Source organism: Paraburkholderia sp. A3BS-1L (assembly GCF_051125215.1).
Classification (GTDB): Bacteria; Pseudomonadota; Gammaproteobacteria; order Burkholderiales; family Burkholderiaceae; genus Paraburkholderia.
In genome coordinates, this window is record NZ_CP120444.1 from 837,464 (window position 1) to 861,267 (window position 23,804).

Consider the following 23,804-nt stretch of genomic DNA (forward strand, 5'->3'; position numbering starts at 1 on the left):
TTTTTCGTCACTCGAAAACCTGTTTTGTATCGCAAAAACATGTGCGTATCTTATTGAATTTAAAGCGTAAATTATGTCTTATGTCTTATATAAGACTTCACCCAAACGCGGTGGGCGGCGTTACTATTGAGTCATGCAGTTCGCTTCGACAAACGCGGCGGCACGCTGAAACCATTTGATCAAACGCGCTTTGCTCTTAGGAGAGACACATGGCCCAGTATCAAGACGACATCAAGGCAGTGGCTGGCTTGAAGGAAAACAACGGCAGCGCCTGGAATGCCATCAATCCCGAATACGCCGCCCGCATGCGTGCCCAGAACAAGTTCAAGACGGGTCTGGACATCGCGAAGTACACCGCGAAGATCATGCGCGCCGACATGGCCGCCTACGACGCCGACCCGTCGAAGTACACGCAGTCGCTGGGTTGCTGGCACGGCTTCATCGGGCAGCAGAAGATGATCTCCATCAAGAAGCACTTCAACAGCACCGAGCGCCGCTATCTGTACCTGTCGGGCTGGATGGTGGCTGCGCTGCGCTCCGAGTTCGGCCCGCTGCCGGACCAGTCGATGCACGAAAAGACCTCGGTCAGTGCGCTGATCCGCGAGCTGTACACGTTCCTGCGCCAGGCCGATGCCCGTGAACTGGGCGGCCTGTTCCGCGAACTCGACGCCGCAAAGGACGCGTCCGCCAAGGCCGCCATCCAGCAAAAGATCGACAACCACGTCACGCACGTGGTGCCCATCATCGCCGACATCGACGCGGGTTTTGGCAACGCCGAAGCCACCTACCTGCTGGCCAAGCAGTTCATCGAAGCGGGCGCGTGCTGCATCCAGATCGAAAACCAGGTGTCGGACGAGAAGCAGTGCGGCCATCAGGACGGCAAGGTCACGGTGCCGCACGAGGACTTCCTCGCGAAGATCCGCGCGATCCGCTACGCGTTCCTCGAACTGGGCGTGGACGACGGCATTATCGTGGCGCGCACCGACTCGCTGGGCGCCGGCCTGACCAAGCAGATCGCCGTGACCCACAAGCCGGGCGACCTGGGCGACCAGTACAACTCGTTCCTCGATTGCGAAGAACTGTCGGCTGACGAACTGGGCAACGGCGACGTGATCATCAAGCGCGACGGCAAGCTGCTGCGTCCCAAGCGTCTGCCGAGCAACCTGTTCCAGTTCCGCTCCGGCACGGGCGAAGCGCGCTGCGTGCTCGATTGCGTCACCGCACTGCAAAACGGCGCCGACTTGCTGTGGATCGAAACCGAAAAGCCGCATATCGCGCAGATCGGCGGCATGGTCAGCGAGATCCGCAAGGTCATCCCGAACGCGAAGCTGGTGTATAACAACAGCCCGTCGTTCAACTGGACGCTGAATTTCCGCCAGCAGGCATATGACGCGATGAAGGCCGAGGGCAAGGATATGTCGGCCTACGAGCGCGGCCAGCTGATGAGCGTGGAATACGATCAGACCGAACTGGCGAAACTGGCCGACGAAAAGATCCGCACGTTCCAGGCCGATGCGTCGCGCGAAGCCGGCATCTTCCACCACCTGATCACGCTGCCGACGTATCACACCGCGGCGCTGTCGACTGACAACCTCGCGAAGGAATACTTCGGCGACCAGGGCATGCTCGGTTATGTGGCTGGCGTGCAGCGCAAGGAAATCCGCCAGGGCATCGCGTGCGTGAAGCACCAGAACATGTCGGGCTCGGACATCGGCGACGACCACAAGGAGTACTTCAGCGGCGAAGCAGCGCTGAAGGCGGCGGGTAAGGACAACACGATGAACCAGTTCTGATTTCGGCAGTACCCGAGGCGAAACGCCAACCCGGTAATACGGGTTGGCGTTTTTTTATCCGGGCAATAAATCTCGCCAGGCGATAGTGCGTGACTCAACACGGGCTACCGCGCCTTCTCCCCATCGGCCCCGGCCGCGCCAATCTCGCCTGTCGCCAGCGCGAGCGACGCAGCCGCGGACATCGCCGCGCTATCGCCGGGAGGCCGCACTAACCACCACCGATGCCCTGCAGGACCTTGCCCGTACCGCCGCAGACGGCGCAGCGCTGTCCTTCGACGAGACCGGTGCCATGGCAGGCGCCGCACAGGTCTTCGCCGACGCCCGGGGTGCCCGGGGGGCCTTCGTCGCCCGGGTTCAGTGGGCTCTCGTTCTCGCTGGGTGCGGGCTTCGCAGGTTGCATGATGATCACCTCGAGGTTCGATGCTGAATCAATAGAGCGGCGGACGTAGCAGGTGTCCTGCCGCAGGGAACGTGCCGCGCCACTTGTCCGAACGATGCCGAATACAGGATGAAGGGCGGTGGCGCCGGCGGTGCGAATCAGTGCGGATGCTTTAAGAGGCGGGCCTCTCGAACGCGGCGGTCCACACCATGAAGTCATGGTTAAGACGGCTTTCAGTACCGCTAACGCAATCGACGATCGCGCCAAGCATGATCTCGTTGACGTGCCGCCAGTAGGCCGCAGTCTTTGCAGTGCCCGCTAATGCATAGCTTGCATTCAGGCGCCATGTGTCAAACGCCGAATGCCCGGCGGCCGATTCCAGTGCGATGGCGCGCTGCTCATTCAGGGCGGTATTGAACGCGCGGCTATTGAGTTCCACGATGCGGCCAGCGGTCTCGACGCAAAGGCGTGCGAGATCGGTCATTCCTGTACTCAGTGACGCAACGCGTTCAGACGCCTGGCCCGGGCCTGCGTCGGGGAGGGCGATCGTCGGTTCAGTCATCATTGGCTCCACTTTGGGGTTGAATCGGGTGTCCGGGTGTTTCGCCGTCGTGCTGCATTGCTGGATTGCCGCATTGAATATTCCCGGTTCGGCTCAACGGTTCATCGAAGTGCGGCAAGTCCGACTGAGCGCTGGTCTCGCGCAAGAATCGCAACGGCGTTCGCGGCACGGGCATTGCTCGTTCGTTACCCAATCAGGCCAATCGACCGAGGCAAGCCGTGGCAAACAATCAGGAAAATGCTGGAGGGCCGGGCCGCAAAAGCGCCGCGCGCGAGCGCAGCGCATCCTTCACTGACGTCATGCCCTCGGGCCTGCGCTACGTCGACGACTCGCATCGCGGGTACACGCGCGAGCGGATCGATGGGGCGTTCGTCTACTTCGATACGCGAGGCAAGCGCATCAAGGACGATGCCGAGATTCGCCGTATCAATGCATTGGCGGTGCCGCCTGCCTATACCGACGTGTGGATCTGCCCGGATCCGCACGGCCATTTGCAGGCGACGGGCCGCGATGCACGCGGTCGCAAGCAATACCGGTATCACCCGCGCTGGCGTGAAACGCGCGACGCGACCAAGTACGAGCGCTTGCTGGCGTTCGGCACGGCGCTGCCGAAACTGCGCGCCCAGTTGGCGCGCGATCTGGCGCTCGACGGCATGCCGCGAGACAAGGTGCTGGCCACGGTCGTGCGCCTGCTCGATATCACACTGATTCGCGTGGGCAGCGAGGAGTATGCTCGGGAGAACCGCTCTTATGGTCTGACGACGCTGCTCAAGCGGCATTTGACGGTGTCGTCTGACCGGCTGCGCTTCCGGTTTCGTGGCAAGAGCGGCATCGAGCACGATGTCGCGGTCAGCGACGCGCGCGTCGCGCGCATCGTCAGGCGCTGTATGGAACTGCCGGGCCAGGAGCTCTTTCAGTATCTCGACGCCGATGGTGCGAGGCATTCCGTTAGCTCCTCGGACATCAACGAGTATCTGCGCGAGATCACCGGCGTAGAGTTCACCGCGAAAGACTACCGCACGTGGGCGGGCAGCGTTTTCGCGCTGGCGGCGCTGCGCAAGCTGGAATGGGAAACGGCGACGCAGGCGCGCAAACACGTCGTCGGCACCATCAAGAAGATATCGCAACTGCTGCGCAATACGCCGGCGGTTTGCCGCAAATGCTATGTCCATCCGGCCGTGATCGAAGCGTTCGAGGCGGGTGCCCTCGCCCAGGCGCTGCCCGCCGCGCGCCGCCGCGGACTCAAGGCTGACGAGGCAGCGCTCGTCGCTTTTCTGAAGAGCGACGCAAAGCGGCGGGTGCGCGAGATGTCGAGCCGGGAGCGAGCGGTTCTTCGGCGAAGCCAAACCGGGTCATCAAGCGGCCCGCGTCGAAGGGCGCTTCCGTCTTCTGATCATTGTCGAAATAGCAGTACACGTCGCGCGGTTTGCACTCGCGATTGCCGAGCGCGGGCGCGATGAGTCGCGCGTGCGCTGCGGGCTTTCCCTCGCGCCATGCTCTGAAGCGGGCTTCCCATTCGTCCAGCGCCGCGTCGCTGTAGGCCCCCGCATATTTTCCGGTTGAACCGTGCAGCCGTGCATAAGTAAAGTCGGCGGTGGCATCTTCGGCATAGGGCCAGGGCTCCGTGGAATCGGATACCACGAGCGCCACGCGATGGCGTAGGAGCAGATCCACGAAAGAGGGGGCAACGAAACTCGCATGGCGAATTTCGATGGCGTGGCGCATGGGCCGGTTGCGGTCGATGGTGAGCCGCGGCGTCTTCACCCGTGAGTCGTGGCGTCTCGCCAGACGTAGCGCAGCTTCCGTATCGCGCGGCAGCAGTGCGAGGAACCGTTCCAGGCGATCGGCATTGAAGGGGTAGGTTGGCGGGAACTGCCAGAGTAGAGGTCCTAATTTTTCGTTCAACGCCAGCAACCCTTGCGCAAAGAAGTTCGCACACGCAACGATTGCCCACTCGTCCCGAAACCGCAGCATGTGTGTGGCGATATGACAAAGACCACAAGCATGGCGTTGTCTTCTTTTCGTTGGCGTTGGCGGCGCTCGCCGCCGCAGCGGCCCCAGCCCCGGCATTTCCCGCGCTCGTGGGCAACTCCATGGTGCTGACAGAGGATACGACGTCGCTGATACGCCTGCTCGTTGAGGGCGGTAGCAGCCCGTCGACGCTCGCTGGGACGCCGCGCCAGGCGATGCCGGGTTCGCCGGGACGCTCGCGGACTTGGAGATCGCCAATGTGCTCACCTATATTCGCAGCGCATGGGGCAACAATGCCCAGGCCATCACGACGAATGACGTGAGCGACCTCGCGTCGGACTCTCCACAAGTGAGAAGCGGCGTTTGCGGCATCGGCTCGCTCTCAAAGCGGCATATCGAAATGCGAGAGCACCAGCGTCTTGTCGCCCGTGGTCTTCGCTCCGGCGGCTTCGAGCTTGGCATCGAGTTCGGCCTTGCGCAACGCAATACGCCGGCCCAGCGCCGCAAGATCAACGTTGCTGCCGCGCAAGAGCGGAAACAGTCCGTTTTCTTCTTCTTGTACATGGTGGCGGACCAGTTCGGCTAGCACGCGGAACGTCGCGTCGTAGCCCGCGTGCGCGGGCGTGAGCGTAACGAAGCGCTGGATGAGCATTTTCACGAGATAGTGTTCGACTCGTGCCTCGTCCACATCAAGCGTATCTTTGGACAATGCGTCGCTTGCGGCGGGATACAGCAACTCCTCCTCGAGCATCGTATGCACAGTCAGTTGCTCGCACGCTCGTTTGACGATCGTGAAGCGGGCGTCCTCGGTGGCTTGCCCGGCTTCCTGGTAGGCATCGAAGAGTTTGTCGACGGCGCGGTGGTCGGCGGTCAACAGCTCCAGCGCGTCGGTGGATTGTTCAGGTTTGCTCATGGTATCGCTCCGCAGGGACATGCCTCGATTAGCACTGTGCGTACCCGACCGGCGAGCTCAGGCGCGGCGCAAACGGTTCGCTTGATCAGCGACGAGCCACGCGGGCAATTGCATCAGGCTTCGAGCCGGGAAATGCAGCACGCGTGCAGCGACCTGCGCTGCACGCAGCCGAACCGGGAACGACGAGTGCGGAATAGCGTTCCCCGGCGCCGGCCGGTCCTGTGAAGGAATGCCATGCGTATCGCCCAGGTCGCTCCGCTCTATGAACGCGTACCGCCCGTGCGTTACGGCGCCACTGAGCGGATCGTTCATTACCTGACCCAAGCACTCATCGACCGCGGCCACGACGTGACGCTGTTCGCGAGCGGCGATTCGCAAACCCACGCCGTTCTCGTACCTTGTTGCGCACGGGCGCTGTGGCACGACCGGGACGTAACCGACACGCTGGTCCACCACGTTGCGCAACTCGAGCGGGTGGCCGCGCGCGCGCATGAATTCGACGTCGTGCATTTCCACACCGAACCGCTGCATCTGCCGCTCGCGTGCAGATTGAACGTCGCTTCGCTCTCCACGATGCACGGCGTAATCCGCCGCCAGGACCTGGGTGTGCTGCTCGACGTATCGCGGGGCGAAGCGCTCGTCGCGCTGTCGCAAGCGCAGCGCAGGAGCGCTCCGCACGCGAACTGGCTAGCGACGATCGCGCACGGCTTGCCCTCCGATCTCTTCGTGCCCAGCGCGGCTCACGACGGCTATCTTCTGTGGATGGGCCGCATGATGCCGGGCAAGGGGCCGGACAGGGCAATAGACATCGCTCGACGAGCCGGCAAGCCGTTGAAGATGGCCGCGGCAGTCCATCCGGGGGAGCGTGCATGGTTCGAGGACCATATGCGTCCGCTGATCGCGCGCAACGCCAACTGTGTGGAGTACGTAGGCGAAGTGGGGGGCGAATTGCGCGCGATGTTGCTGCGACGCGCCGAAGCATTGCTGATGCCGATCAGTTGGGACGAGCCGTTTGGCCTGGTGATGATCGAGGCGCTCGCGAGCGGAACGCCCGTGATCGCCACCCGCCGCGGCGCCGTCGCCGAAGTGCTCTCGGATGGCGTGAGCGGGTTCGTCGTGGATGGACCGGATGCGGCAGTCGACGCCGTTGCACGCTTGCCCTTGCTTTCCCGTGAGCGCTGCCGCGCCGAGTTCGAGCGACGCTTCACTGCGGAGCGCATGTGTGACGATTACGTTGCTGCATACGACGCGCTCATCGCGCATCGCGAAGCGCGGCGCCCGTCAAGGATGCGGGGCCTGTGCGATGGCATGTAATTCTGGGCGGTCATGCATGAAACTTTGTAGGGGCGGAAGATAGAACAACGACTTCAATTCGCGCTATCAAACTGACCGCAGACCGGAACGCCGCTTGCGCTCTGCGCTAATCACCTAAACGGAGGCACAAATGGCGGCGAAGGCGAAGGCGAAAATGCAGGAGCAGAAAAGCGCAACCCAAAAGTCCGAAGGGAAGATCGATAAAGCGGTGGAGGCGACGTTTCCAGCAAGTGATCCGCCGGCGATCGGGGGCGCCACGAGGATAGAAGAGACGCCGGCGCAGAGCAGCCGCGAAGAACGTATTCGGCGGCGTGCGTACGAGTTGTGGGAAAAGGCGGGCTCGCCCGATGACCACACCGACGAGTATTGGCATAGGGCGGAGGCAGAAATCTCAGCAGAAAACGAGATTTCGCCCTTGCAACAGGAGAGCCTGTATCGGCGGAAATAATCTCGAAGATCCGGCGATTCCATACATCGACGCGCCGGGGCGTCAAATGATGCGCACCGGAATTGACTTCGCTCCCGGCACCTTGCTTTCCTTCGCATAATGCCAGAGCGGCAATAGCACATTGCACTCGGGGTAATAACCGCCGATACAGCCTTCCGGTATTTCGTAGGCCTTGATTTCGAGGCCGGCAAGGCGTCGATCGATGCCATCGTCGGCGATCGTCTGGAGCGTGATTTTTTGCCCCTCGGCAAGATTGCGTTTCTCGATGTCGACCTTATTCATCAGGATGACCATGCGGCTGCCCTTTACCCCGCGGAAACGGTCGTCCAGGCTATAGAGCGTCGTGTTGAACTGGCTGTCGCTGCGCAGCGTCATCAAACGCAGCCCTTCGGGAAACTTGTCGGGCATGTCCGGGTCTTCGCCGAGCGAATACGTTACAAGGAATTCGGCCTTGCCTGACTTCGTCTTCCATTGTCGGTGTTGTGCCGGAATAGGGCGATGAAAGCCGCCGGGTTCCCACATGCGCGAATTGAAATCGTGAAATATGTCGGGGTACGTTTTGGTGATTTCATCGCGCACCAGCGAGTAGTCATCCGCCACACGTCCCAGTTGACGGTCGATCGATGACCGAGCGTCGCCTTCGCAATGCCCGCGACGATATACGGCTCCGGCCGGGCCTTGTCGCTTGCCGGTTCCGTTACGCCCCTTGAGCCGTGCATGCAGCCCGTGCTGTCTTCCATCGACACCGCTTGCTCGCCAGACGGGGTGCGATGGAACTCGATCCGGCTCAGGCAAGGCAGTATGTACGAAACTTCGCCGTGGACGAGGTGGCTCCGGTTCAGCCTGGTGGCCACATTCACGGTCAGGCGCAAGCGTGCCCACGCCGGCTCGGTCTGTGAGCGGTCGGGTACGGAGCGCACCAGGTTGCCTCCCAGGTTGACGACGGCGTCGGATCGGGCAGCGAATCTATCGGGCCTGACCTGGCAGGACGCAGATCGAACTGGTAGTAGCCCGCGCCTGCGTCCTTCATGAAGATGCCGTCGAAGAAGCTGGCGTTCGTTGAGGGCGTTGGTGGTATCGTATTCGTGTTATCAGCCACTGTTTCGCTGCCGGTCGAATTCGTGGAAACGCCGCTGTTTTTGCTGCTGCTTCCACCGCAGGCGGCCAGCGAAATCAATGCAATAGCGACGGTGGTGTTTCTCGTGCGCACGCCGGTATTCCCGGGATTCGGTATATTTCACATCTTCTTTTTTCTCCATGATGCGATCATGACCGATGCTAATCTCAATGCAATGTACGGTCTATTTTGGGCGGTGCGTCGCTACCCGCGCGCCGCCTGATTCTGTACGGCTGCTTATAGTCAGGTTCGTCAGCGCCTGCTATTCGGAGCGCCCCCGCACCTCCCGCCGCCGCGCCGGCACCCGTCGCCACCACATTCGCAACGATATTCCCGAGCGCCGTGTTCACATCCGCATCACCGGGCGGATTCGATGCCGCAATCGAGCCGCTCAGTTCATTGAGCGTGGGCGCCGTTTCCTCGCTGCGATGGCCGTTTCCTCGGCAGCCACGAGCATATTGCGCACGCGCGAAAACACCAGCCTGTAACTCTGGTTCATCCCGTCACCCCGTAGATTTTTCGAAATCCTTACAGGGGTAGCATCTCAGAAAACGTCAAATTGCCCGTTTCAATGAACTTCGGATTTATCCTAGTGAGGATCATGCGTCGCGCATTGCACGTGTTGCAGGCAGACAACTTCGGGGAACTGCGCGCCGCCCAGCCGTCAGGTGGCCAGGTAACGGACGGTGCCGACCCCTACCGAACGAGCGGCCACATCAGCGACATGGAGAAGGTCGCCACCACCATCGCGGCGCAACGCTGAACCCGCGCGGGCCGAATGCCCGGCACGCGTCCGCTGCGAGGCGCGGCCCCGATGGCGATCCACACGAGGCCAATGGGCACCAACAGGGCCGAGAAGATCGCCATGGCCGCGAGCCACGTTGCGGGGCGTGAAAACGCTGCGGCAGGAAAAATCGAGCCCGCGAATAGCGTGGCCTTGGGATTGAGCAGCGTTGCGCAGAATAGCGAGCGCGCGCTGACCACGCCGATAGCCGACGACGAAACCGAATCCGCCGTGAGCCACAGGCGAATGGCGAGCCACGCAAGGTAGACGCTGCTGGCCACGCGCAGGAGCTTGGGCAGCCAGCTCATCGAATGCGAGGCGTGGGTGAAGCAAATGCCCCAAAGCGAAATCGAAACGAGGTAGCCGGCCAGTTCCGCAGCGGTGAGCGGTGCCGATCGGCGCACGCCCTGTCTCAGCCCGGCGGCGGCGAGGAGGGTGTTGGTGGGGCCCGGCATGAGGAGCACGATCGCGCAGCTCAAAGCCATCAGTCCGGCGGTCGGGAGGGAGAGCATGAAAGGTTGGTGAGAAGAGGGGCTGGCGTGGGCGATTGAAACGGCGCGAAAATAGCTCGCATTTTAACGACTGCGCGTTCGAGCGCGTGTTCGGAGTTGACCTTACCCCTTATATGCGTGCGATCCGTTCAGTCGAATATTTTTCGGAATTTTATCGAGGAGAATGACAAACCATGAGCCGGCGTGTCCTCGTCACCGGCGCGAGCCGCGGCATTGGCCGCGCGATCGCGCATCAACTGGCCGCGGACGGCTTTGCCGTCAGCGTGCATTGCCGAACCGGCCTCAACGAAGCGCAAGCCGTGATGGCCGATATCGCCGCGCAGGGCGGCGCGGCCAGCGTACTGCAATTCGACGTGCGCGATCGTGCCGCGTGCCGCGCGATACTCGAAGCGGATGTGGCCGCGCACGGCCCGTACTATGGCATCGTCTGCTGCGCGGGCGTGACGCGCGACGCGGCGTTTCCGGCGCTCACCGATGAAGACTGGGACATCGTGCTGGAAACGGGCCTCGACGCGTTCTACAACGTGGTCCATCCGCTGATCATGCCGATGGTGCGCGCGCGCAAGGGTGGCCGGATCGTGACGGTGTCGTCGGTGTCCGGCGTGACCGGCAATCGCGGCCAGGTCAACTACAGCGCGGCCAAGGCTGGCCTGATCGGCGCGACCAAGGCGCTGGCAGTGGAACTGGCCACGCGCAATATCACGGTCAACAGCGTCGCGCCCGGGCTGGTGGACACCGGCATGCTCGACGACGTGCCGCTCGAGCACGCGCTGAAGGCCGTGCCGATGAATCGCGTGGGGCAGCCCGCCGAAGTGGCGGCCGTGGTCGGTTTTCTGATGTCGGATGCGGCCTCGTATGTCACGCGTCAGGTGATCGGCGTGAACGGCGGGATGGTCTGATGAAGCGTGTCGTCATGAACGGCATGGGCGGCGCGCACATGCCCAACGGCTCGCCGAAGAGCGATATCGGGCATACGTTGGGTTAGAAGGTGCAGGACGCACAGGATATACAGGATCACAGGACGGAACGAAGCATGGAACATAACCTCGCAGAAGCTGTGCAAACCCTCGCGACCCGGCACGAAGCCGTGGATGTGGCGATCATTGGCGCCGGCCCGTCCGGCGCGGTGGCGGCTGCGCTATTGCGCAAGGCCGGACATTCGGTGCTGGTGCTGGAACGGCAGCATTTCCCGCGCTTTTCGATCGGCGAGAGCCTGCTGCCGCAAAGCATGGCCTACCTCGAAGAAGCGGGCATGTTGCAGGCCGTGGTGGAGGCGGGCTTTCAATACAAGAACGGCGCGCATTTCGTGTGGCGCGACCGTGCGTCGTCGTTCGACTTCCGCGACAAGCATAGTCCGGGCTGGGGCACGACCTATCAGGTCGAGCGCGCGAAATTCGACGAAGTGCTGATCGGTTGCGCCGCGCAGCAAGGCGCCGAAGTGCGCTTCGGTCACACGGTGCTGGCCATGCGCACGGGCGCTGCGCCAGTGCTGGAGGTCGCCGACGAGAGCGATGCGCGCTACGAGGTGCACGCGCGCTTCGTGCTCGACGCGAGCGGCTTCGGCCGGGTGCTGCCGCGACTGCTGGATCTGGAAGCGCCCACGCGCCAGCCGACGCGCACCGCGATCTTCAGCCATGTTCGCGATGGGCTGGCGCTCGACGCGTTCGATCGCAACAAGATCTGCGTCGCGACGCACCCCGAGCATCGCGACGTGTGGTTCTGGATGATTCCGCTCGCGGGCGGGCGTTCCTCGGCGGGATGCGTGGCCGAGGCGGCTTTCCTCGATGTTCCGGAAGCCGCGCGCGAGGCGCGCCTGCGCACGCTGATTCGCGAGGAGCCGACGCTGAACCGCCTGATCGGCGACGCGCCGTTCCTGATGCCGGTGAGGCAGATCAGCGGTTATTCGGCCAACGTCGCGAGCCTGCACGGAGCAGGCTATGCGCTGCTCGGCAATGCGGGCGAGTTTCTCGACCCGGTGTTTTCGTCGGGCGTCACGATCGCGTTGCGATCGGCGCATCTGGCCGTGGAGGTCTTGAGGCGCGCACTTGCCGGCGAAACGGTGGACTGGCATGCCGAATACGATGTGCCGTTGCGCAGGGGCATCGACACGTTCCGTGCGTTCGTCGATCGCTGGTACACGGGCGAGTTGCAGGACATCATTTACTACCCGCAGCAGGCCCCTTCGATCCGGCGCATGATCAGCGCGGTACTGGCGGGCTACGCATGGGACGAAAGCAATCCCTTCGTGGCGGACCCGGTGCGCAGGCTCAACGTGCTGCATGAGGCGTGCACGCAGTAAGCGACGCTACGCGTGCGGCCACCGCTGCATTGCCGCGCTAGCCTCCGGCCAACGACAATTCCAGCCGCTTGCGTTGCAGGAAGCGGCGCACGGCCGGGTCCTGTTCGAGACCGATCGCGAGATCATAGGCATCGAGCGCCTGAGCTTTCGCGCCCGCTCGCGCGAGGAGATTGGCGCGCGCCGCCCAGTACGGCTGATAGTCGGCCAGCCGCGGATCGTCCGCATACGGTTCGAGCGCGTCGAGCGCCGCCTGCGGGCCGTCGCGTTCCGCGAGCGCGAGTGCGCGGTTCACCGCGACCACCGGCGACGCCGCAATCGCGAGCAGCGCGTCGTAGAGCTGCACGACCTCATCCCAGTTCGGGCGGCGCGTCTGGCAGCGGTGCACATGAGCCGATTGCAGCGCAGCTTCGAGTTGAAAGCGGCCGATCGCGTTGAAGGCGCTCGCACGCCGAAGCAGCGCGTTGGCGGCGTCGATCATCGGCGCGTTCCATGCCGACGGATCTTGCGCCGATAACGGCACGTACTCGCCGGCTTCATCGCGTCGCGCATCGCGCCGCGCTTGCGCGAACAGCATCAGCGCGAGCATGCCGAGTGTCTCCGGCTCGTCGGGCATCAGTTCGACGAGCAACTGCGCGAGAAATAGCGCCTCATCGGCGAGATCGCGGCGTTCGGTGTCATTGCCGAGCGGGTCGGTCCACCCCTGCGCATACGCGGCATAAACCGCTTCCAGCACTGCAGCGAGCCGGCCGGGCAGCGCCTCGCGCTCGGGCACGTCGAACGGAATGCCGGCCTCGCGGATCTTGTGCTTCGCGCGCACGAGGCGCTTGGTCATGGCGGCGGGCGACATCAGGAACGCGGACGCGATCGTCTTTGCTTCGAGCCCCAGCACGACTTGCAGCATCAGCGGCGTGCGAATCGTGGCGTCCAGCGCGGGGTGTGTGCACGCGAACAGCAGCGCGAGCCGCCGGTCGGGCAGCACATCTGCTTCATGCTCGTCGATCTCGTCGGCGAGGATCGCGAGCTGGCTCGACACCTCGTCGCCGATGCGGCGATGACGTGCGCCATCGATCGCCCTGCGTTGCGCGACCGTCATCAGCCACGCTTCGGGATTCGCGGGGCAGCCGCGCTCGGGCCAGTCCGCGAGCGCGGCGGCAAACGCTTCGGCTAGCGCATCCTCGGCGGCGGCGACGTCGCGCGTGCGCATCGCCAGCAGCGCGACGAGCTTGCCGTAGCTGCGGCGTGCCACGGCCCCGGCAATCGAATGCGCGGCGGTCCCGGCGCTGCGTGCGCCGCTGCCGCCGCGGTCGTTACCGCCGCGAGAAGGACTCATGCAGCGGCGGGCGCGTCGTAGGGCGCGGTCCAGACGGGGCGCACCTCCATCACGCCGTGCCCCGCGCCGGGGCAACGCGATGCCCACGCAATTGCCGCGTCCAGATTGGGCACGTCGATCAGGTAGTAGCCCGCGAGCTGCTCCTTCGAGTCGGAATACGGCCCGTCGAGCACCTGCGGCTTGCTGTCGACGAGCCGCACCGTGGTGGCGGTGCTCGTTGGCTGCAACCGGTTGGCGCCCAACAGCACGTCGGCCTTTTTCAGCGCTTCGGTGTACGCGTGATAGGCGGCAACGCCTTGCTGCCGCTCGCTGTCGGTCATCTGGCTCCAGCCGGCTTCCTTCGAATAGATCAGCAATAGATATTGCATATGAGCCTCCGTCATGGGGTTGAGGCGGCCGAACGATAGCCGGGCGATGCTCAGGTGATGGTCGCCGCAATATCGGGCCGTCATCACAATGACGCGCGAGCCGCGGGCCGGCGGACAGGTGGCGTCGAAAAATTCGCGGATGGCGGTTCGGCCAGCGGGATGGGTGATGAAATTGTAGGACGCAAATTCGCCGCGCCGCCCGAACGTGCCGATCTCGCGACCTCGTTACCAATAGGCGTGAACTATGACGGGCAGAGTTAAACGATAGTTGCCGTTCGCCGCGATCCCACGTGTAATGCGTGCTCTGCTAGCGCAAATGAAATCGTGGAGAAGACGAAATGGGGATTGCGTCGCCCGATGGGCGTGTTGCCGATAACAACGCTGATGACGCGGGGCGAGCAACGTTCTCGCCGCAGTCGTATCTGTTTGTGCCGGGCAGTCGTCCGGAGCGCTTCGAGCGGGCGCTTGCGAGCGGCGCGGATGCGGTTATCGTCGACCTCGAAGACGCCGTCGCGCACGACGCGAAGGACGCGGCGCGTGAGGCCATCGCCAACTGGGTATCGCACCGTCATCCGGTGCTCGTGCGCATCAACGCGCGCGCGACGCAGTGGTTCGAGCAGGACGCGAAGCTCGGTGCGCTCGATGGCGTGGCGGGCATCGTGCTGCCGAAGGCCGAGTGCGCGGAGGACGTCGCGTCGGCCATCGCGCTCGCGCGCCGCGGCGTGCCGGTCTATCCGCTGATCGAGAGCGCCCAGGGGATGTGGCACGCGATGGCCATCGCAAAGGCGCCCTGCGTGAAGCGGCTGATGTTCGGCACGCTCGATTTCATCGCCGAAATGGGCATGCCCGACGACGGTGAGCCGCTCAATCACTATCGCAGCCAGCTTGCGCTGATTTCGCGCGTGGCCGGCATCGATGCGCCGGTCGACGGGGTCACGCCCGATATTCACGATCTCGCGCGCATCGAGCGCGATGCGCTCAATGGCAAGCGGCTTGGCTTTGGCGCGAAGCTCTGCATTCATCCGCAGCAGATCGAGCCGGTGCACCGCTGCTATCGGCCCAGCGAGCAGGAGCTCGCGTGGGCGGCGCGCGTGGCTGAAGCGGCAAGCAAGGCCGATGCGGGGGCGATCACGGTGGATGGGAAAATGGTCGATCGCCCCGTTATGTTGCGAGCGCAACAAATTCTCGTGCTGGCGGAATCGCTCAGGCGGCAAGCGGAAAAACCGTGAAATAAAGCCCAGCCTTCATGCCCGCTCCACGCGCGGCTGGCCATTCAGCCCCGCCACAACCGGCGCAAGCACCTCCACTAATTCCGTTTTGCCGAAGCGCCGCTCGGGCATGCCGAACTCGACGTCGATCTTGCCGGCGTTGTGCGCATCGTAGAGGTCCGTGATCAGTTGCGCATGCCGCTCGCCTAGCCCCGCGCGCAGCAGCACGGGCGTCCACTGGTCGCGCGGCAGTTCCCGCGCGACGATTTCCCGGTTGCTGATCTCGGCAAGCACATTGGCGACATACGCTGCACTGATGCGACTCGGGCCTTCGATGCTCACGACGCGCGTGCCGTGCCTGTGCGCCGGGTCGCGCAGCAGTTCGGCTGCCGCCACGCCCACGTCTTGCGCCGCGACCGTGGGAAAGCGCTTGTCAAGCGGATGATGAAAGCTCGCCAGCACGCCAGAAGCCAGCGCGGCAGGAATCGTGCGGCGCCAGTTCTGCATGTGCTCGGCGGAGCGAAGCAGAATCAGCCGCGTGGACACGGCCTTCAACCGTTGCTCGAGATAGTGATAAAGCCGCGTGATGCCGGTGTTCCCTTTCAGCTCGGCGCCGTAGTCGGACAGCGCGAGCACGGTCTCAGGCGGGTCCGCGCGCAGCGCCCCGGCGGCTGCGTCGATCATCGTGCGCATCGTCTCCTCGGGATGCGCATCGGCCATGGGCACCGGGCAGAGGATTTGCACCGCCTGCGCGCCGCGAATCGCTTCGGCCACCGAAGCGCAGTCGCTCAGCTCCGCGAATGCGATTTCGCAGCCGAGCGCGGCCAGACGATCGCGCTGATGTGAACTGTGATGCGAACCGCGATGCGAACTGAGCCGGGCGCTGCGATGCGCACCGCGACGCGTCTCGCGCAGCACCGCGCGCACGGCGTGGCCCGCGCCGCGCAAGGCCGTGGCGGTGGCGAATCCGGCGTTACCCGACGCTCCGAAAATGACGTACATGACGACTCCTCGTGAATGTGGTCGTCATGATCGTAAATGGGCCGGGACAGCGAAACGCGCAGGGAAGGATCGCGGCGAGCAAAACTAGATGATGGATTCGAGACGTGCAGCCTGCCCCGTACTAGACTGGCCGCTCTGATAGCGCGCCAAGGGATAGGCCATGAATGCAGTGCTGGAAGACGCGATGGCGCCGGCCGCCGGCCGGGTTGTACTGAAAAGCAGCAACGCATTGGGCTGGCGTGGCTTTGGCGCGCAAATGCTGGCGATTTCGGCGGGCCGCCATCGTATTGCGGGCACGGCGTATCATCGTGTCGGCGTGCATTTCGGCGCGCCGGTGCGCGCCAATTGCGTCTGCGATGGCCGGCGTCTCGCGCGCATGCAGGCGCAAGGCGATGCCGATGTCGTTCCCGCAGGGCTCGACGGCGTATGGGTCGACGACGCCGATTGCACCGTGCTGAGCATTCGCCTGGAAGACGCCTTTGTGCGCACGATTGCCGAGCAGCTTGTGCGCAAGCCCGACACCGCCACCATTGCACCGCGCCTGCAACTGCGCGACGCGCGCGTGCAGCATCTCGCATGGGCGCTGCGCGCCGAACTCGATGCGGGCGAGGCCTCGGACCCGCTCTACGCGGAGAGCATCGGCACGGCGCTCGCGGTGCGTCTGCTCGACGCCGCCGACCCGCTTCAGGCGCGCCGCGCCGCGCTGTCGCCGCGTCTCGCCGCGCGCGTGACCGATTACATCGAGAGCCATCTCGATGCGCGTCTCACGCTCGCTGAGTTGGCCGCCCTCGTCGACCTGAGCGTGCCCCATTTCAAGGTGCTGTTTCGCGGGACGCTGGGCATGCCGGTGCATCAATACGTGGTGCGGCGCCGGGTGGAGCGCGCGCGGGCGCTGCTGCTGAAGGGCGGCCTCAATGCGACCCAGGCGGCGCTGGAAGTGGGGTTCGCGCATCAGAGCCACCTCGCGCACTGGATGAACCGCGTGCTCGGCGTGACCCCGCGTGGACTCATGCGCGAGGCCGCGAGCGAGGTCATGAGCGACACGGTGGTCCAGCTTACGGTTTGCGCAGATCCACGAGCGCTCGACCCACGCGGTCGATGACACCGGCCCAGTTGCCGGGCTCGGTCTGACGAAACAGGCGCGTGCGCGGATACCACGGCGAATCGTCCCGGTCGCGCAGCCAGCGCCAGCAGCCGTCGTGGCGCGAGAGTATCCACACGGGCTTGTCCAGCGCGCCGGCGAGGTGCGCGACCGAGGTGTCCACGCTGATGACCAGGTCGAGGCATTCGACGATGGCTGCCGTGTCGGCGAAGTCGCGCACTTCGTGCATCGGGTCGAAGGGGCGCAGGGGCCGCGGCAAGTCTTCGATTTGGGACTGCGAGGCGGCCCCTTTTTGCAGGCTCACGAATGTCACGTTGGTGGCACCCGCGAGCTCGAGCAAGGGCAGGAACGCCTGCGCTGGCACGGAGCGGCGTTTGTCGATTGCATTCGAGCCGCGATCGTGAGTGCGCGGGTCGCCCGACCACACGAGACCGACCTTGAACCCGTGCGCGGGCAAGCGTGCGCGCCACGCGCGGGTCAGGTCGGCGGATGCGTGGAGGTAGGGCGTGCGTGCCGGGATCGTTTCCATGGTCGTGGCGCAATGCATCGGCAGGCTGAGCATCAGGCACCAGTAATCGTGGCCCGGAATCGTGGTTTTGCCGTCGAGCGGATAGATCGCGTCCACGCCTTCCAGGCTTGCGAACAGCCGCGTGAGCGCGGGCGGGCAGGCGAGGCCGAGGTGCGCGACGCCGCGCGACTTCAGCAAGGTCAGATAGCGGCAGAATTGCAGCAGGTCGCCGTAACCCTGTTCCGGCCAGACCAGCAGCGACTTGGCCCGCAGCGGCTCACCGCGCCATTTCGGGTAGGGCACGGGCGGCAGCGTCCCGTTTACCGCGCCTGCGGATTCGTCGTTGCGCGATTCGTAGAGGCGCCAGCCTTCCTCGAAGGCGCCGAGCCCGAGCAGCAGCATGGCGAGGTTCCCGCGCGCCGTCGAGTAATCGGGCCGCAGCGCGAGCGCCTGACGATAGGCCGCAATGGCCTCGTGCGCGCGCCCTTGCCGATTCAGCGCATTGCCGAGGTTGTTGTGCATTTCCGGCGCGCTCGCGTCGATGGCGAGGGCGTGCCGGAACGCGGCTTCCGCGTCCTTTGGCCTGCCGAGGTCGAGCAGGAGCAGGCCGAGATTGTTCTGTGCGAGCGGGTGGTCGGGCTGAACGCGGAGAATCTGGCGATATTCGGCTTCGGCATCGGCAAAGCGCTGTGTGTGCCACAGCAGCACCGCGAGGTTGATTCGGGCCGAGACATAGTCTGGCGCGACGGCCAGTGCACGCCGAAAAGCGGCCTCGGCTTCCGGCTCGCGCTGTTGTGCGCGCAATGCGAGGCCGAGATGGTTCAGCGCCGACGGCAAGTCCGGATGGCTCGACAGCGCGAGTTCGAAGGCGTGCTGCGCTTGTGGCCATTGCCTGCGGCCATAAAACCAGCAGCCGAGATTGTTGAGCGCCTCCAGTCGATCGACCGGACGACGGTGCGCATGCTGGCATTCGTGGAGGCACAGCGCGGCAAGCTCGATGGCCGGCTGGTGCGAGGGCGAGTTCTGAAGCAGTTGATCGAGGCGAGCCAACGCCTCGTCGTAATGGCCCGATGAATAAAGCGACTGAGATGTCGGCCAGGATTCGGCATTCGACATGCTTTCACCTACGTCTGTCCGGAGATCGCTTATCCTCCTACGCCTTTTTCGGACCTTGAACGGGATAATTCCTAAAAACCGCTTTCCCCGTGCATTTCGCATTCGCGATGCACGGCCGCGCCGCTACCCGTTTCACCGGAGCAGCGGCGCAGCACGTTGACTTCGCAATTACTTCGATATGCGAATTACTTCGCCACGGGCATCGTGAACTCCGCGCCCTTTTCGGTGCTTTCCGGCCAGCGCTGCATGATCGACTTCTGCTTCGTGTAGAAGCGCACGCCTTCTTCGCCGTACGCGTGCATGTCGCCGAACAGGCTGCGCTTCCAGCCGCCGAAGCCGTGCCATGCCATCGGCACCGGAATCGGCACGTTGATGCCCACCATGCCCACTTCGATCTGGCGGCCGAACTCGCGCGCCACGTTGCCGTCGCGCGTGAAGCAGGCCACGCCGTTGCCGAACTCGTGATCGTTGATCAGCTGCACGGCTTCGGCGAAGTCCTTCACACGCACGCAGGCCAGCACCGGTCCGAAAATTTCTTCCTTGTAGATGCGCATTTCGGGCGTGACGTGGTCGAACAGCGTGCCGCCGGTGAAGAAGCCGTTCTCATGGCCCGGCACCTTGTGGCCGCGACCGTCCACCACGAGCGTCGCACCTTCTTCCACGCCGTTCGCGATGCAGCCTTCAATGCGCTCCAGCGCCTGGCGCGTGACGATCGGGCCCATTTCGGCATCGGCTTCCATGCCGTTCTTGATGACGAGGTTTTTCGCGCGCTCGGCAAGGCGCGGCACGATCTTGTCGGCCACTTCGCCCACCAGCACCGCAACCGAGATCGCCATGCAGCGTTCGCCCGCCGAGCCGTAGCCCGCGCCGATCAGCGCGTCCACGGTCTGGTCGATGTCGGCGTCGGGCATCACGACCATATGGTTCTTCGCGCCGCCGAGCGCCTGCACGCGCTTGCCGTGCTTCGCACCGGTCTCGTAGATGTAGTTCGCGATCGGCGTGGAGCCGACGAAGCTCACGGCCTTCACGTCGCGATGCGCGAGCAGCGCGTCGACCGCGACCTTGTCGCCCTGCACGACGTTGAACACGCCGTCGGGCAGGCCCGCTTCCTTCAGAAGCCGCGCCATCAGCAGCGACGCCGAAGGATCGCGCTCGCTCGGCTTGAGCACGAACGTGCAGCCCGCCGCCAGCGCGACCGGGAACATCCAGCACGGCACCATGCACGGAAAGTTGAACGGCGTGATGCCGGCTACCACGCCCAGCGGCTGGCGCACGGTCCAGTTGTCCATGCCGGTGGAAACCTGCTCGGTGTAGTCGCCCTTGAGCAGTTGCGGAATGCCGCAGGCGAATTCGATGATTTCGATGCCGCGCGTGACTTCGCCCTGCGCGTCGGCGAACACCTTGCCGTGCTCGGCGGTGATGATGGCCGCGAGGTCGTCCTTGTGGCGGTTCATCAGCTCCAGAAAGCGCAGCATGACGCGTGCGCGGCGAATCGGCGGCGTGTCGCGCCAGGCCGGGAACGCGGCTTTCGCGCTGGCCACGGCGGCGTCGACGTCGGCCGCTTCGCCCAGCACCAGCCGGCGCGCCACTGCGCCCGTGGCAGGGTTGAACACCGGCTGGCTGCGCTCGCCCGTGCCGCGCTCGCTCTTGCCGCCAATGAAGTGGACTACGTCCGCGCTATCCGTGTAGGCCTGCATATCGTCTCCTCGCGAAGTGGGTTGATGCAGGCCAGTGTACGGAGGCGCCGGCGCGCTGCAAAGGCGCGCGCGCTGAATTGATTGTTTTTACCGGTGAACAATCACCGGGGTCTGTTCAGGGAACCCACGCTGAAGGAAGCGTGCCCAGTCGAGCGCTTTCAGTGCGAATCGCGCGGCACGTCCGCGCCGCTCGCGCCCACGAGGAAGTCGAGATCCGCGCCTTGGTCGGCTTGCAGCACGTGCTCGACATAGAGCCGGTAGTAGCCGCGCTCGGGCAGCGGCGGCGCTTTCCATTCGGCCCGGCGGCGCGCGAGTTCTTCGTCGGATACGTCGAGATGCAGGCGGCGCGCCGCAACGTCGAGCTCGATCATGTCGCCCGTGCGCACCAGCGCGAGCGGGCCGCCCGCCGCCGCCTCGGGCGATATGTGCAGCACCACCGCGCCATACGCAGTGCCGCTCATGCGGCCGTCCGAGATGCGCACCATGTCGGTGATGCCTTTTTGCAGCACCTTTTTCGGCAGCGGCATGTTGCCGACCTCGGCGAACCCAGGATAGCCCTTCGGCCCCGCGCCCTTGAGAACCATGATGCAGTGCTCGTCGATATCGAGTGATTCGTCGTCGATCTTCTCGTGCAGTTCCTCGACGTTCTCGAACACCACCGCGCGCCCGCGATGACACAGCAACGCGGGCGTCGCCGCCGAGGGCTTGATGACGGCGCCATTGGGCGCGAGGTTGCCGCGCAGCACCGCGATGCCCGCCTTCGGCTTGAACGGCTGGTCGAGCGGTGTGATGACCTCGTGGTTGTAGTTCGGCGCGTCCTCGACGTTTTGCCAGATCGTCCTGCCGTTGACCGTGAGCGCCTGGCGATGGAGCAGGCCGTGCTCGCCCAGTTGCCGCAGCACTGCGGGCAGGCCGCCCGCGTAGTAAAAATCTTCCATCAGGTGCTGACCCGAGGGCTGAAGATTCACGAGGCAGGGCACGTCCGAGCCGAGCTCCCAGTCGTCGAGCGAGAGCGGCACGCCAATGCGCCGCGCCAGCGCGATCAGATGGACGACCGCGTTAGTCGAGCCGCCAATCGCCGCGTTGGCGCGGATGGCGTTTTCGAACGCCTCGCGCGTGAGGATCTTCGACATCGTGAGGTCTTCGCGCACCATCTCCACAATGCGCCGGCCCGCGAGTTGCGCGAGCACCTGGCGGCGCGCGTCGACGGCGGGAATCGCCGCGTTGTGCGGTAGCCCCATGCCGAGCGCCTCGACCATCGACGCCATCGTGGACGCCGTGCCCATGGTCATGCAATGGCCGCGCGAGCGGTTCATGCACGACTCCGCCTCGATAAACTCCGCTTGCGTCATGGTGCCCGCGCGCACTTCCTCGGACATTTGCCACACGCCCGTGCCCGAGCCGATCTCGCGGCCGCGGAAGCGCCCGTTGAGCATCGGGCCGCCCGAGACGGCGAGCGCGGGCAGGTTGCACGACGCCGCGCCCATCAGCAGCGCCGGCGTGGTCTTGTCGCAGCCGACGAGCAGGATCGTGCCGTCGATGGGATTGCCGCGGATCGACTCCTCGACATCCATCGACGCGAGATTGCGAAACAGCATCGCAGTGGGCCGCAGGTTCGATTCGCCGAGCGACATCACGGGAAATTCGAACGGCACGCCGCCGGCCTCGTAGACGCCTTTTTTCACGTACCCGGCGAGCTCGCGGAAATGCGCGTTGCAGGGCGTGAGTTCCGACCACGTATTGCAGATGCCGATCACCGGGCGGCCATCGAACGCATCGTGCGGGATGCCCTGGTTCTTCATCCAGGAGCGGTGGATGAAGCCGTCCTTGCCGGCTTTGCCGAACCAGGCCTGGCTTCGCAGGGGCTTGGGAGGGGTGTCGTTCATGCCGCGCCTGTCCGTGTTGTGCAGATGCCGGACGATCATAGAAACGGCGCTATCGCGCGTCAATATTGGGTCCGGCATTCCCGTATATGGGAAACGCGGCGCGGCGGGCTCACTCCTCGCCCAGGCGCTTTTCTATCGAGACGCCCAGCTCCCCAGCCATGCGCTCGACCAGCATCCGCAGGTCCGCGATCTCGTCGGCGAGGCGCTGCTGCTCGGCTTTGAGCGCTTCGTATTCGTCGAGCGATACGCCGCCTGCCTCGCTGCCCATCGCGCCGCCCATCGCGCGCTCGCCGGCTTGCGCGCCGGCCGGCGAGTAAGTGCTCACGTTCACTTCGCCGCACAGCAGATGCATCCAGCGGCTTTCGCGCTCGCCCGGCGCGCGCGGCAGCTTCACCACCAGCGGCGGCTCGCGTTCGGCCAGTTCGCTCAGAAACGCCTCGACCGACGACACATCGGCGAAACCATGGAGGCGCGCGGAATTCAGGCGCAGTTCGGCGGCGGTTTGCGCGCCGCGCAGCATGAGCACCGCGAGCAGCGCAACGGCCTGCGCCGGCACGCCGAGCACACGGTTCAGGTTGTGCTCGAAACGCGGCACGCGGCTGCTGCTGCCTTCGAACACGAGACTGAGCAGCTTGAGGTCTTCGATGGCGCTCAGCACCTCGGCCTCGCTCGCGTTCATGACCGGCGTGCGCGCGGTCTTCTGGTTGCAGCCCGAGGTGAGCGCGTTCAGCGAGAGCGGGTAGGTGTCCGGCACGGTGTGCTGCTTCTCGATCAGCACGCCGACGATGCGCGCTTCAAGCGGCGTGAGCGCACGCAGCGTGCGCGGCGACGAAGCATCGGCAGGAGTGTTCATAAGCGCGGTCCGGCAGGGAGTTTTTTAACGGGATTCGATCATACCTGCTCGGTTCGCGCTTGCGTATCGCCGCAAGGCGCGCCCGGATCCACGGTTTGGCGTTGCAAACGCTGTAATTCTTATTTCATTTTGCAACGTGATGTGTCGATGGCTTTCTCGAAGTCCCAATATTCAGATCAACAAGCATGCAGCGGCGCAAACAGTCCGTAACAATCCTTATTGCAGCGCAGCAAAATGATGCCTACACTGATCCAATCCGCTCACAACGTGGAAAGTTCCCGAAAGGAGGGCGTGCCACCATGACGTCCGAAACGCCAACACTGAACTCATCCCCAAAGCTGCACGTCTTCGAACAGGAAGGCGGCTGGCACTGGGGCATCACCATTCCGAGGGCCGGTGGCAGCGGTTTCAAGGTCATCGCATACAGCGCGACCACGTTCATGCACGAAACCGAAGCCTGGCGCGATGGCGATCGCGCCCTTGGCGATCTTCGCGAGGGCTCGCTCGCGGTTCTCGCTCCTTAAAAAAGGGGTGCGGACCTGCGAGGTGCTGCGCCCTGCCTGCCACTTACCGATGCAGCGGCCACGCTGAAATTCGGCCCCTGCTGAACAAACTTTCTGGTCTACTCGGCCTTCTGTCTTG

At 64.4% G+C, this 23,804-nt stretch carries 22 protein-coding genes and 2 pseudogenes; 10 read left to right on the forward strand and 14 right to left on the reverse strand.

All coding sequences use genetic code 11. The features are described from left to right. Window positions 1-209 precede the first annotated feature (209 nt). Entirely contained in the window at window positions 210-1,793 is a 1,584-nt protein-coding gene (locus P5W99_RS28900; RefSeq protein WP_421027276.1) for an isocitrate lyase, read from the forward strand. 208 nt (window positions 1,794-2,001) lie between these two features. On the opposite strand, the gene P5W99_RS28905 is transcribed toward P5W99_RS28900, so the two are convergent. Continuing rightward, window positions 2,002-2,193: a hypothetical protein gene (locus P5W99_RS28905; protein ID WP_421028005.1), complete on the reverse strand. Its 192-nt coding sequence runs from the start codon at window positions 2,191-2,193 to the stop codon at window positions 2,002-2,004. A 151-nt stretch (window positions 2,194-2,344) separates the two neighbouring features. Beyond that, a complete protein-coding gene (locus P5W99_RS28910; protein WP_421027277.1) occupies window positions 2,345-2,656 on the reverse strand; it encodes a hypothetical protein in 312 nt (103 codons plus the stop codon). 377 nt (window positions 2,657-3,033) lie between these two features. Here P5W99_RS28910 and P5W99_RS28915 point away from each other — a divergent pair, with 377 nt between their 5' ends. Then, window positions 3,034-4,194 carry a DNA topoisomerase IB gene (locus P5W99_RS28915; protein WP_434665377.1) on the forward strand — a complete coding sequence of 387 codons (1,161 nt, stop codon included), beginning with the start codon at window positions 3,034-3,036 and terminating at the stop codon, window positions 4,192-4,194. Here the strand turns inward: P5W99_RS28915 and P5W99_RS28920 are convergent. Both P5W99_RS28920 and P5W99_RS28925 read right to left on the reverse strand, forming a co-directional pair. Further along, window positions 4,145-4,804, reverse strand: a pseudogene (locus P5W99_RS28920) (DUF72 domain-containing protein); the annotation flags it as partial. The gene P5W99_RS28915 and the pseudogene P5W99_RS28920 overlap by 50 nt on opposite strands. Window positions 4,805-5,087: 283 nt before the next feature. Beyond that, window positions 5,088-5,618, reverse strand: coding sequence for a hemerythrin domain-containing protein (locus P5W99_RS28925; protein ID WP_421027278.1), 531 nt, complete (start codon window positions 5,616-5,618; stop codon window positions 5,088-5,090). Between the two features lie 234 nt (window positions 5,619-5,852). On the opposite strand from P5W99_RS28925, the gene P5W99_RS28930 reads away from it, so the two are divergent. Further along, window positions 5,853-6,932, forward strand: a complete 1,080-nt coding sequence (locus tag P5W99_RS28930; protein ID WP_421027279.1) for a glycosyltransferase family 4 protein — start codon at window positions 5,853-5,855, stop codon at window positions 6,930-6,932. A gap of 130 nt (window positions 6,933-7,062) precedes the next feature. Further along, window positions 7,063-7,380 (forward strand): DUF2934 domain-containing protein, encoded by a 318-nt coding sequence (locus tag P5W99_RS28935; RefSeq protein ID WP_421027280.1) that lies wholly within the window; start codon window positions 7,063-7,065, stop codon window positions 7,378-7,380. Window positions 7,381-7,422: 42 nt separating this feature from the next. Here the strand turns inward: P5W99_RS28935 and P5W99_RS28940 are convergent. Then, window positions 7,423-8,330, reverse strand: a pseudogene (locus tag P5W99_RS28940) (FdhF/YdeP family oxidoreductase); the annotation flags it as partial. A gap of 78 nt (window positions 8,331-8,408) precedes the next feature. On the opposite strand from P5W99_RS28940, the gene P5W99_RS28945 reads away from it, so the two are divergent. Then, a complete protein-coding gene (locus P5W99_RS28945) occupies window positions 8,409-8,720 on the forward strand; it encodes a hypothetical protein (protein ID WP_421027281.1) in 312 nt (103 codons plus the stop codon). A 168-nt stretch (window positions 8,721-8,888) separates the two neighbouring features. Here P5W99_RS28945 and P5W99_RS28950 read toward each other — a convergent pair whose 3' ends face one another. Then, window positions 8,889-8,996 (reverse strand): ESPR-type extended signal peptide-containing protein, encoded by a 108-nt coding sequence (locus P5W99_RS28950; protein WP_421027282.1) that lies wholly within the window; start codon window positions 8,994-8,996, stop codon window positions 8,889-8,891. Between the two features lie 197 nt (window positions 8,997-9,193). Continuing rightward, window positions 9,194-9,793 carry a LysE family translocator gene (locus P5W99_RS28955; protein WP_421027283.1) on the reverse strand — a complete coding sequence of 200 codons (600 nt, stop codon included), beginning with the start codon at window positions 9,791-9,793 and terminating at the stop codon, window positions 9,194-9,196. A 173-nt stretch (window positions 9,794-9,966) separates the two neighbouring features. Between P5W99_RS28955 and P5W99_RS28960 the strand changes: the two genes are divergently transcribed. Together P5W99_RS28960 and P5W99_RS28965 are read left to right on the forward strand one after the other, a co-directional pair. Beyond that, window positions 9,967-10,692 (forward strand): 3-ketoacyl-ACP reductase FabG2, encoded by a 726-nt coding sequence (locus tag P5W99_RS28960; protein WP_421027284.1) that lies wholly within the window; start codon window positions 9,967-9,969, stop codon window positions 10,690-10,692. Between the two features lie 134 nt (window positions 10,693-10,826). Next, window positions 10,827-12,092: an NAD(P)/FAD-dependent oxidoreductase gene (locus P5W99_RS28965; protein ID WP_421027285.1), complete on the forward strand. Its 1,266-nt coding sequence runs from the start codon at window positions 10,827-10,829 to the stop codon at window positions 12,090-12,092. Between the two features lie 37 nt (window positions 12,093-12,129). On the opposite strand, the gene P5W99_RS28970 is transcribed toward P5W99_RS28965, so the two are convergent. Both P5W99_RS28970 and P5W99_RS28975 read right to left on the reverse strand, forming a co-directional pair. Next, window positions 12,130-13,422, reverse strand: coding sequence for an RNA polymerase sigma factor (locus tag P5W99_RS28970; RefSeq protein ID WP_421027286.1), 1,293 nt, complete (start codon window positions 13,420-13,422; stop codon window positions 12,130-12,132). Continuing rightward, window positions 13,419-13,790, reverse strand: coding sequence for a YciI family protein (locus tag P5W99_RS28975; protein ID WP_421027287.1), 372 nt, complete (start codon window positions 13,788-13,790; stop codon window positions 13,419-13,421). Before P5W99_RS28975 ends, P5W99_RS28970 begins: the two co-directional genes overlap by 4 nt. A gap of 338 nt (window positions 13,791-14,128) precedes the next feature. Here P5W99_RS28975 and P5W99_RS28980 point away from each other — a divergent pair, with 338 nt between their 5' ends. After that, window positions 14,129-15,019, forward strand: coding sequence for an HpcH/HpaI aldolase/citrate lyase family protein (locus P5W99_RS28980; RefSeq protein ID WP_421027288.1), 891 nt, complete (start codon window positions 14,129-14,131; stop codon window positions 15,017-15,019). A gap of 15 nt (window positions 15,020-15,034) precedes the next feature. Here the strand turns inward: P5W99_RS28980 and P5W99_RS28985 are convergent, their stop codons facing one another. Beyond that, window positions 15,035-16,000: an NmrA family NAD(P)-binding protein gene (locus P5W99_RS28985; RefSeq protein ID WP_421027289.1), complete on the reverse strand. Its 966-nt coding sequence runs from the start codon at window positions 15,998-16,000 to the stop codon at window positions 15,035-15,037. Window positions 16,001-16,160: 160 nt separating this feature from the next. Here P5W99_RS28985 and P5W99_RS28990 point away from each other — a divergent pair, with 160 nt between their 5' ends. Then, on the forward strand, window positions 16,161-17,102 hold the full coding sequence (locus P5W99_RS28990; protein WP_421027290.1) for a helix-turn-helix domain-containing protein: 942 nt from the start codon (window positions 16,161-16,163) through the stop codon (window positions 17,100-17,102). Here P5W99_RS28990 and P5W99_RS28995 read toward each other — a convergent pair. From P5W99_RS28995 to P5W99_RS29010, 4 genes are all read right to left on the reverse strand, one after another. Next, on the reverse strand, window positions 17,056-18,726 hold the full coding sequence (locus P5W99_RS28995) for a tetratricopeptide repeat protein (RefSeq protein WP_434664615.1): 1,671 nt from the start codon (window positions 18,724-18,726) through the stop codon (window positions 17,056-17,058). The two genes, P5W99_RS28990 and P5W99_RS28995, sit on opposite strands and share 47 nt — an antisense overlap. Before the next feature lie 185 nt (window positions 18,727-18,911). After that, the gene (locus P5W99_RS29000; RefSeq protein WP_421027292.1) at window positions 18,912-20,423 is read right to left on the reverse strand and encodes a CoA-acylating methylmalonate-semialdehyde dehydrogenase; all 1,512 of its coding nucleotides are present in this window, start codon (window positions 20,421-20,423) and stop codon (window positions 18,912-18,914) included. A 158-nt stretch (window positions 20,424-20,581) separates the two neighbouring features. Then, window positions 20,582-22,309, reverse strand: a complete 1,728-nt coding sequence (locus P5W99_RS29005; RefSeq protein ID WP_421027293.1) for an IlvD/Edd family dehydratase — start codon at window positions 22,307-22,309, stop codon at window positions 20,582-20,584. A gap of 109 nt (window positions 22,310-22,418) precedes the next feature. Beyond that, on the reverse strand, window positions 22,419-23,162 hold the full coding sequence (locus P5W99_RS29010) for a YceH family protein (RefSeq protein WP_421027294.1): 744 nt from the start codon (window positions 23,160-23,162) through the stop codon (window positions 22,419-22,421). 299 nt (window positions 23,163-23,461) lie between these two features. Between P5W99_RS29010 and P5W99_RS29015 the strand changes: the two genes are divergently transcribed. Then, complete coding sequence (locus tag P5W99_RS29015; protein ID WP_421027295.1) at window positions 23,462-23,686, forward strand: hypothetical protein; 225 nt, start codon at window positions 23,462-23,464, stop codon at window positions 23,684-23,686. The last annotated feature ends 118 nt before the right edge of the window (window positions 23,687-23,804 follow it).

Coding starts and splice junctions, on each gene's coding strand:
- P5W99_RS28985 (WP_421027289.1), bottom strand. CDS start 16,000: ATGTACGTCATTTTCGGAGCGTCGGGTAACGCCGGATTCGCCACCGCC.
- P5W99_RS28975 (WP_421027287.1), bottom strand. CDS start 13,790: ATGCAATATCTATTGCTGATCTATTCGAAGGAAGCCGGCTGGAGCCAG.
- P5W99_RS28960 (WP_421027284.1), top strand. CDS start 9,967: ATGAGCCGGCGTGTCCTCGTCACCGGCGCGAGCCGCGGCATTGGCCGC.
- P5W99_RS29000 (WP_421027292.1), bottom strand. CDS start 20,423: ATGCAGGCCTACACGGATAGCGCGGACGTAGTCCACTTCATTGGCGGC.
- P5W99_RS28915 (WP_434665377.1), top strand. CDS start 3,034: ATGCCCTCGGGCCTGCGCTACGTCGACGACTCGCATCGCGGGTACACG.
- P5W99_RS28925 (WP_421027278.1), bottom strand. CDS start 5,618: ATGAGCAAACCTGAACAATCCACCGACGCGCTGGAGCTGTTGACCGCC.
- P5W99_RS28995 (WP_434664615.1), bottom strand. CDS start 18,726: ATGTCGAATGCCGAATCCTGGCCGACATCTCAGTCGCTTTATTCATCG.
- P5W99_RS28945 (WP_421027281.1), top strand. CDS start 8,409: ATGAAGATGCCGTCGAAGAAGCTGGCGTTCGTTGAGGGCGTTGGTGGT.
- P5W99_RS29010 (WP_421027294.1), bottom strand. CDS start 23,162: ATGAACACTCCTGCCGATGCTTCGTCGCCGCGCACGCTGCGTGCGCTC.
- P5W99_RS28965 (WP_421027285.1), top strand. CDS start 10,827: ATGGAACATAACCTCGCAGAAGCTGTGCAAACCCTCGCGACCCGGCAC.
- P5W99_RS29015 (WP_421027295.1), top strand. CDS start 23,462: ATGACGTCCGAAACGCCAACACTGAACTCATCCCCAAAGCTGCACGTC.
- P5W99_RS28970 (WP_421027286.1), bottom strand. CDS start 13,422: ATGAGTCCTTCTCGCGGCGGTAACGACCGCGGCGGCAGCGGCGCACGC.
- P5W99_RS28990 (WP_421027290.1), top strand. CDS start 16,161: ATGAATGCAGTGCTGGAAGACGCGATGGCGCCGGCCGCCGGCCGGGTT.
- P5W99_RS28955 (WP_421027283.1), bottom strand. CDS start 9,793: ATGCTCTCCCTCCCGACCGCCGGACTGATGGCTTTGAGCTGCGCGATC.
- P5W99_RS28930 (WP_421027279.1), top strand. CDS start 5,853: ATGCGTATCGCCCAGGTCGCTCCGCTCTATGAACGCGTACCGCCCGTG.
- P5W99_RS28950 (WP_421027282.1), bottom strand. CDS start 8,996: ATGAACCAGAGTTACAGGCTGGTGTTTTCGCGCGTGCGCAATATGCTC.
- P5W99_RS28980 (WP_421027288.1), top strand. CDS start 14,129: ATGGGGATTGCGTCGCCCGATGGGCGTGTTGCCGATAACAACGCTGAT.
- P5W99_RS29005 (WP_421027293.1), bottom strand. CDS start 22,309: ATGAACGACACCCCTCCCAAGCCCCTGCGAAGCCAGGCCTGGTTCGGC.
- P5W99_RS28935 (WP_421027280.1), top strand. CDS start 7,063: ATGGCGGCGAAGGCGAAGGCGAAAATGCAGGAGCAGAAAAGCGCAACC.
- P5W99_RS28905 (WP_421028005.1), bottom strand. CDS start 2,193: ATGCAACCTGCGAAGCCCGCACCCAGCGAGAACGAGAGCCCACTGAAC.
- P5W99_RS28900 (WP_421027276.1), top strand. CDS start 210: ATGGCCCAGTATCAAGACGACATCAAGGCAGTGGCTGGCTTGAAGGAA.
- P5W99_RS28910 (WP_421027277.1), bottom strand. CDS start 2,656: ATGACCGATCTCGCACGCCTTTGCGTCGAGACCGCTGGCCGCATCGTG.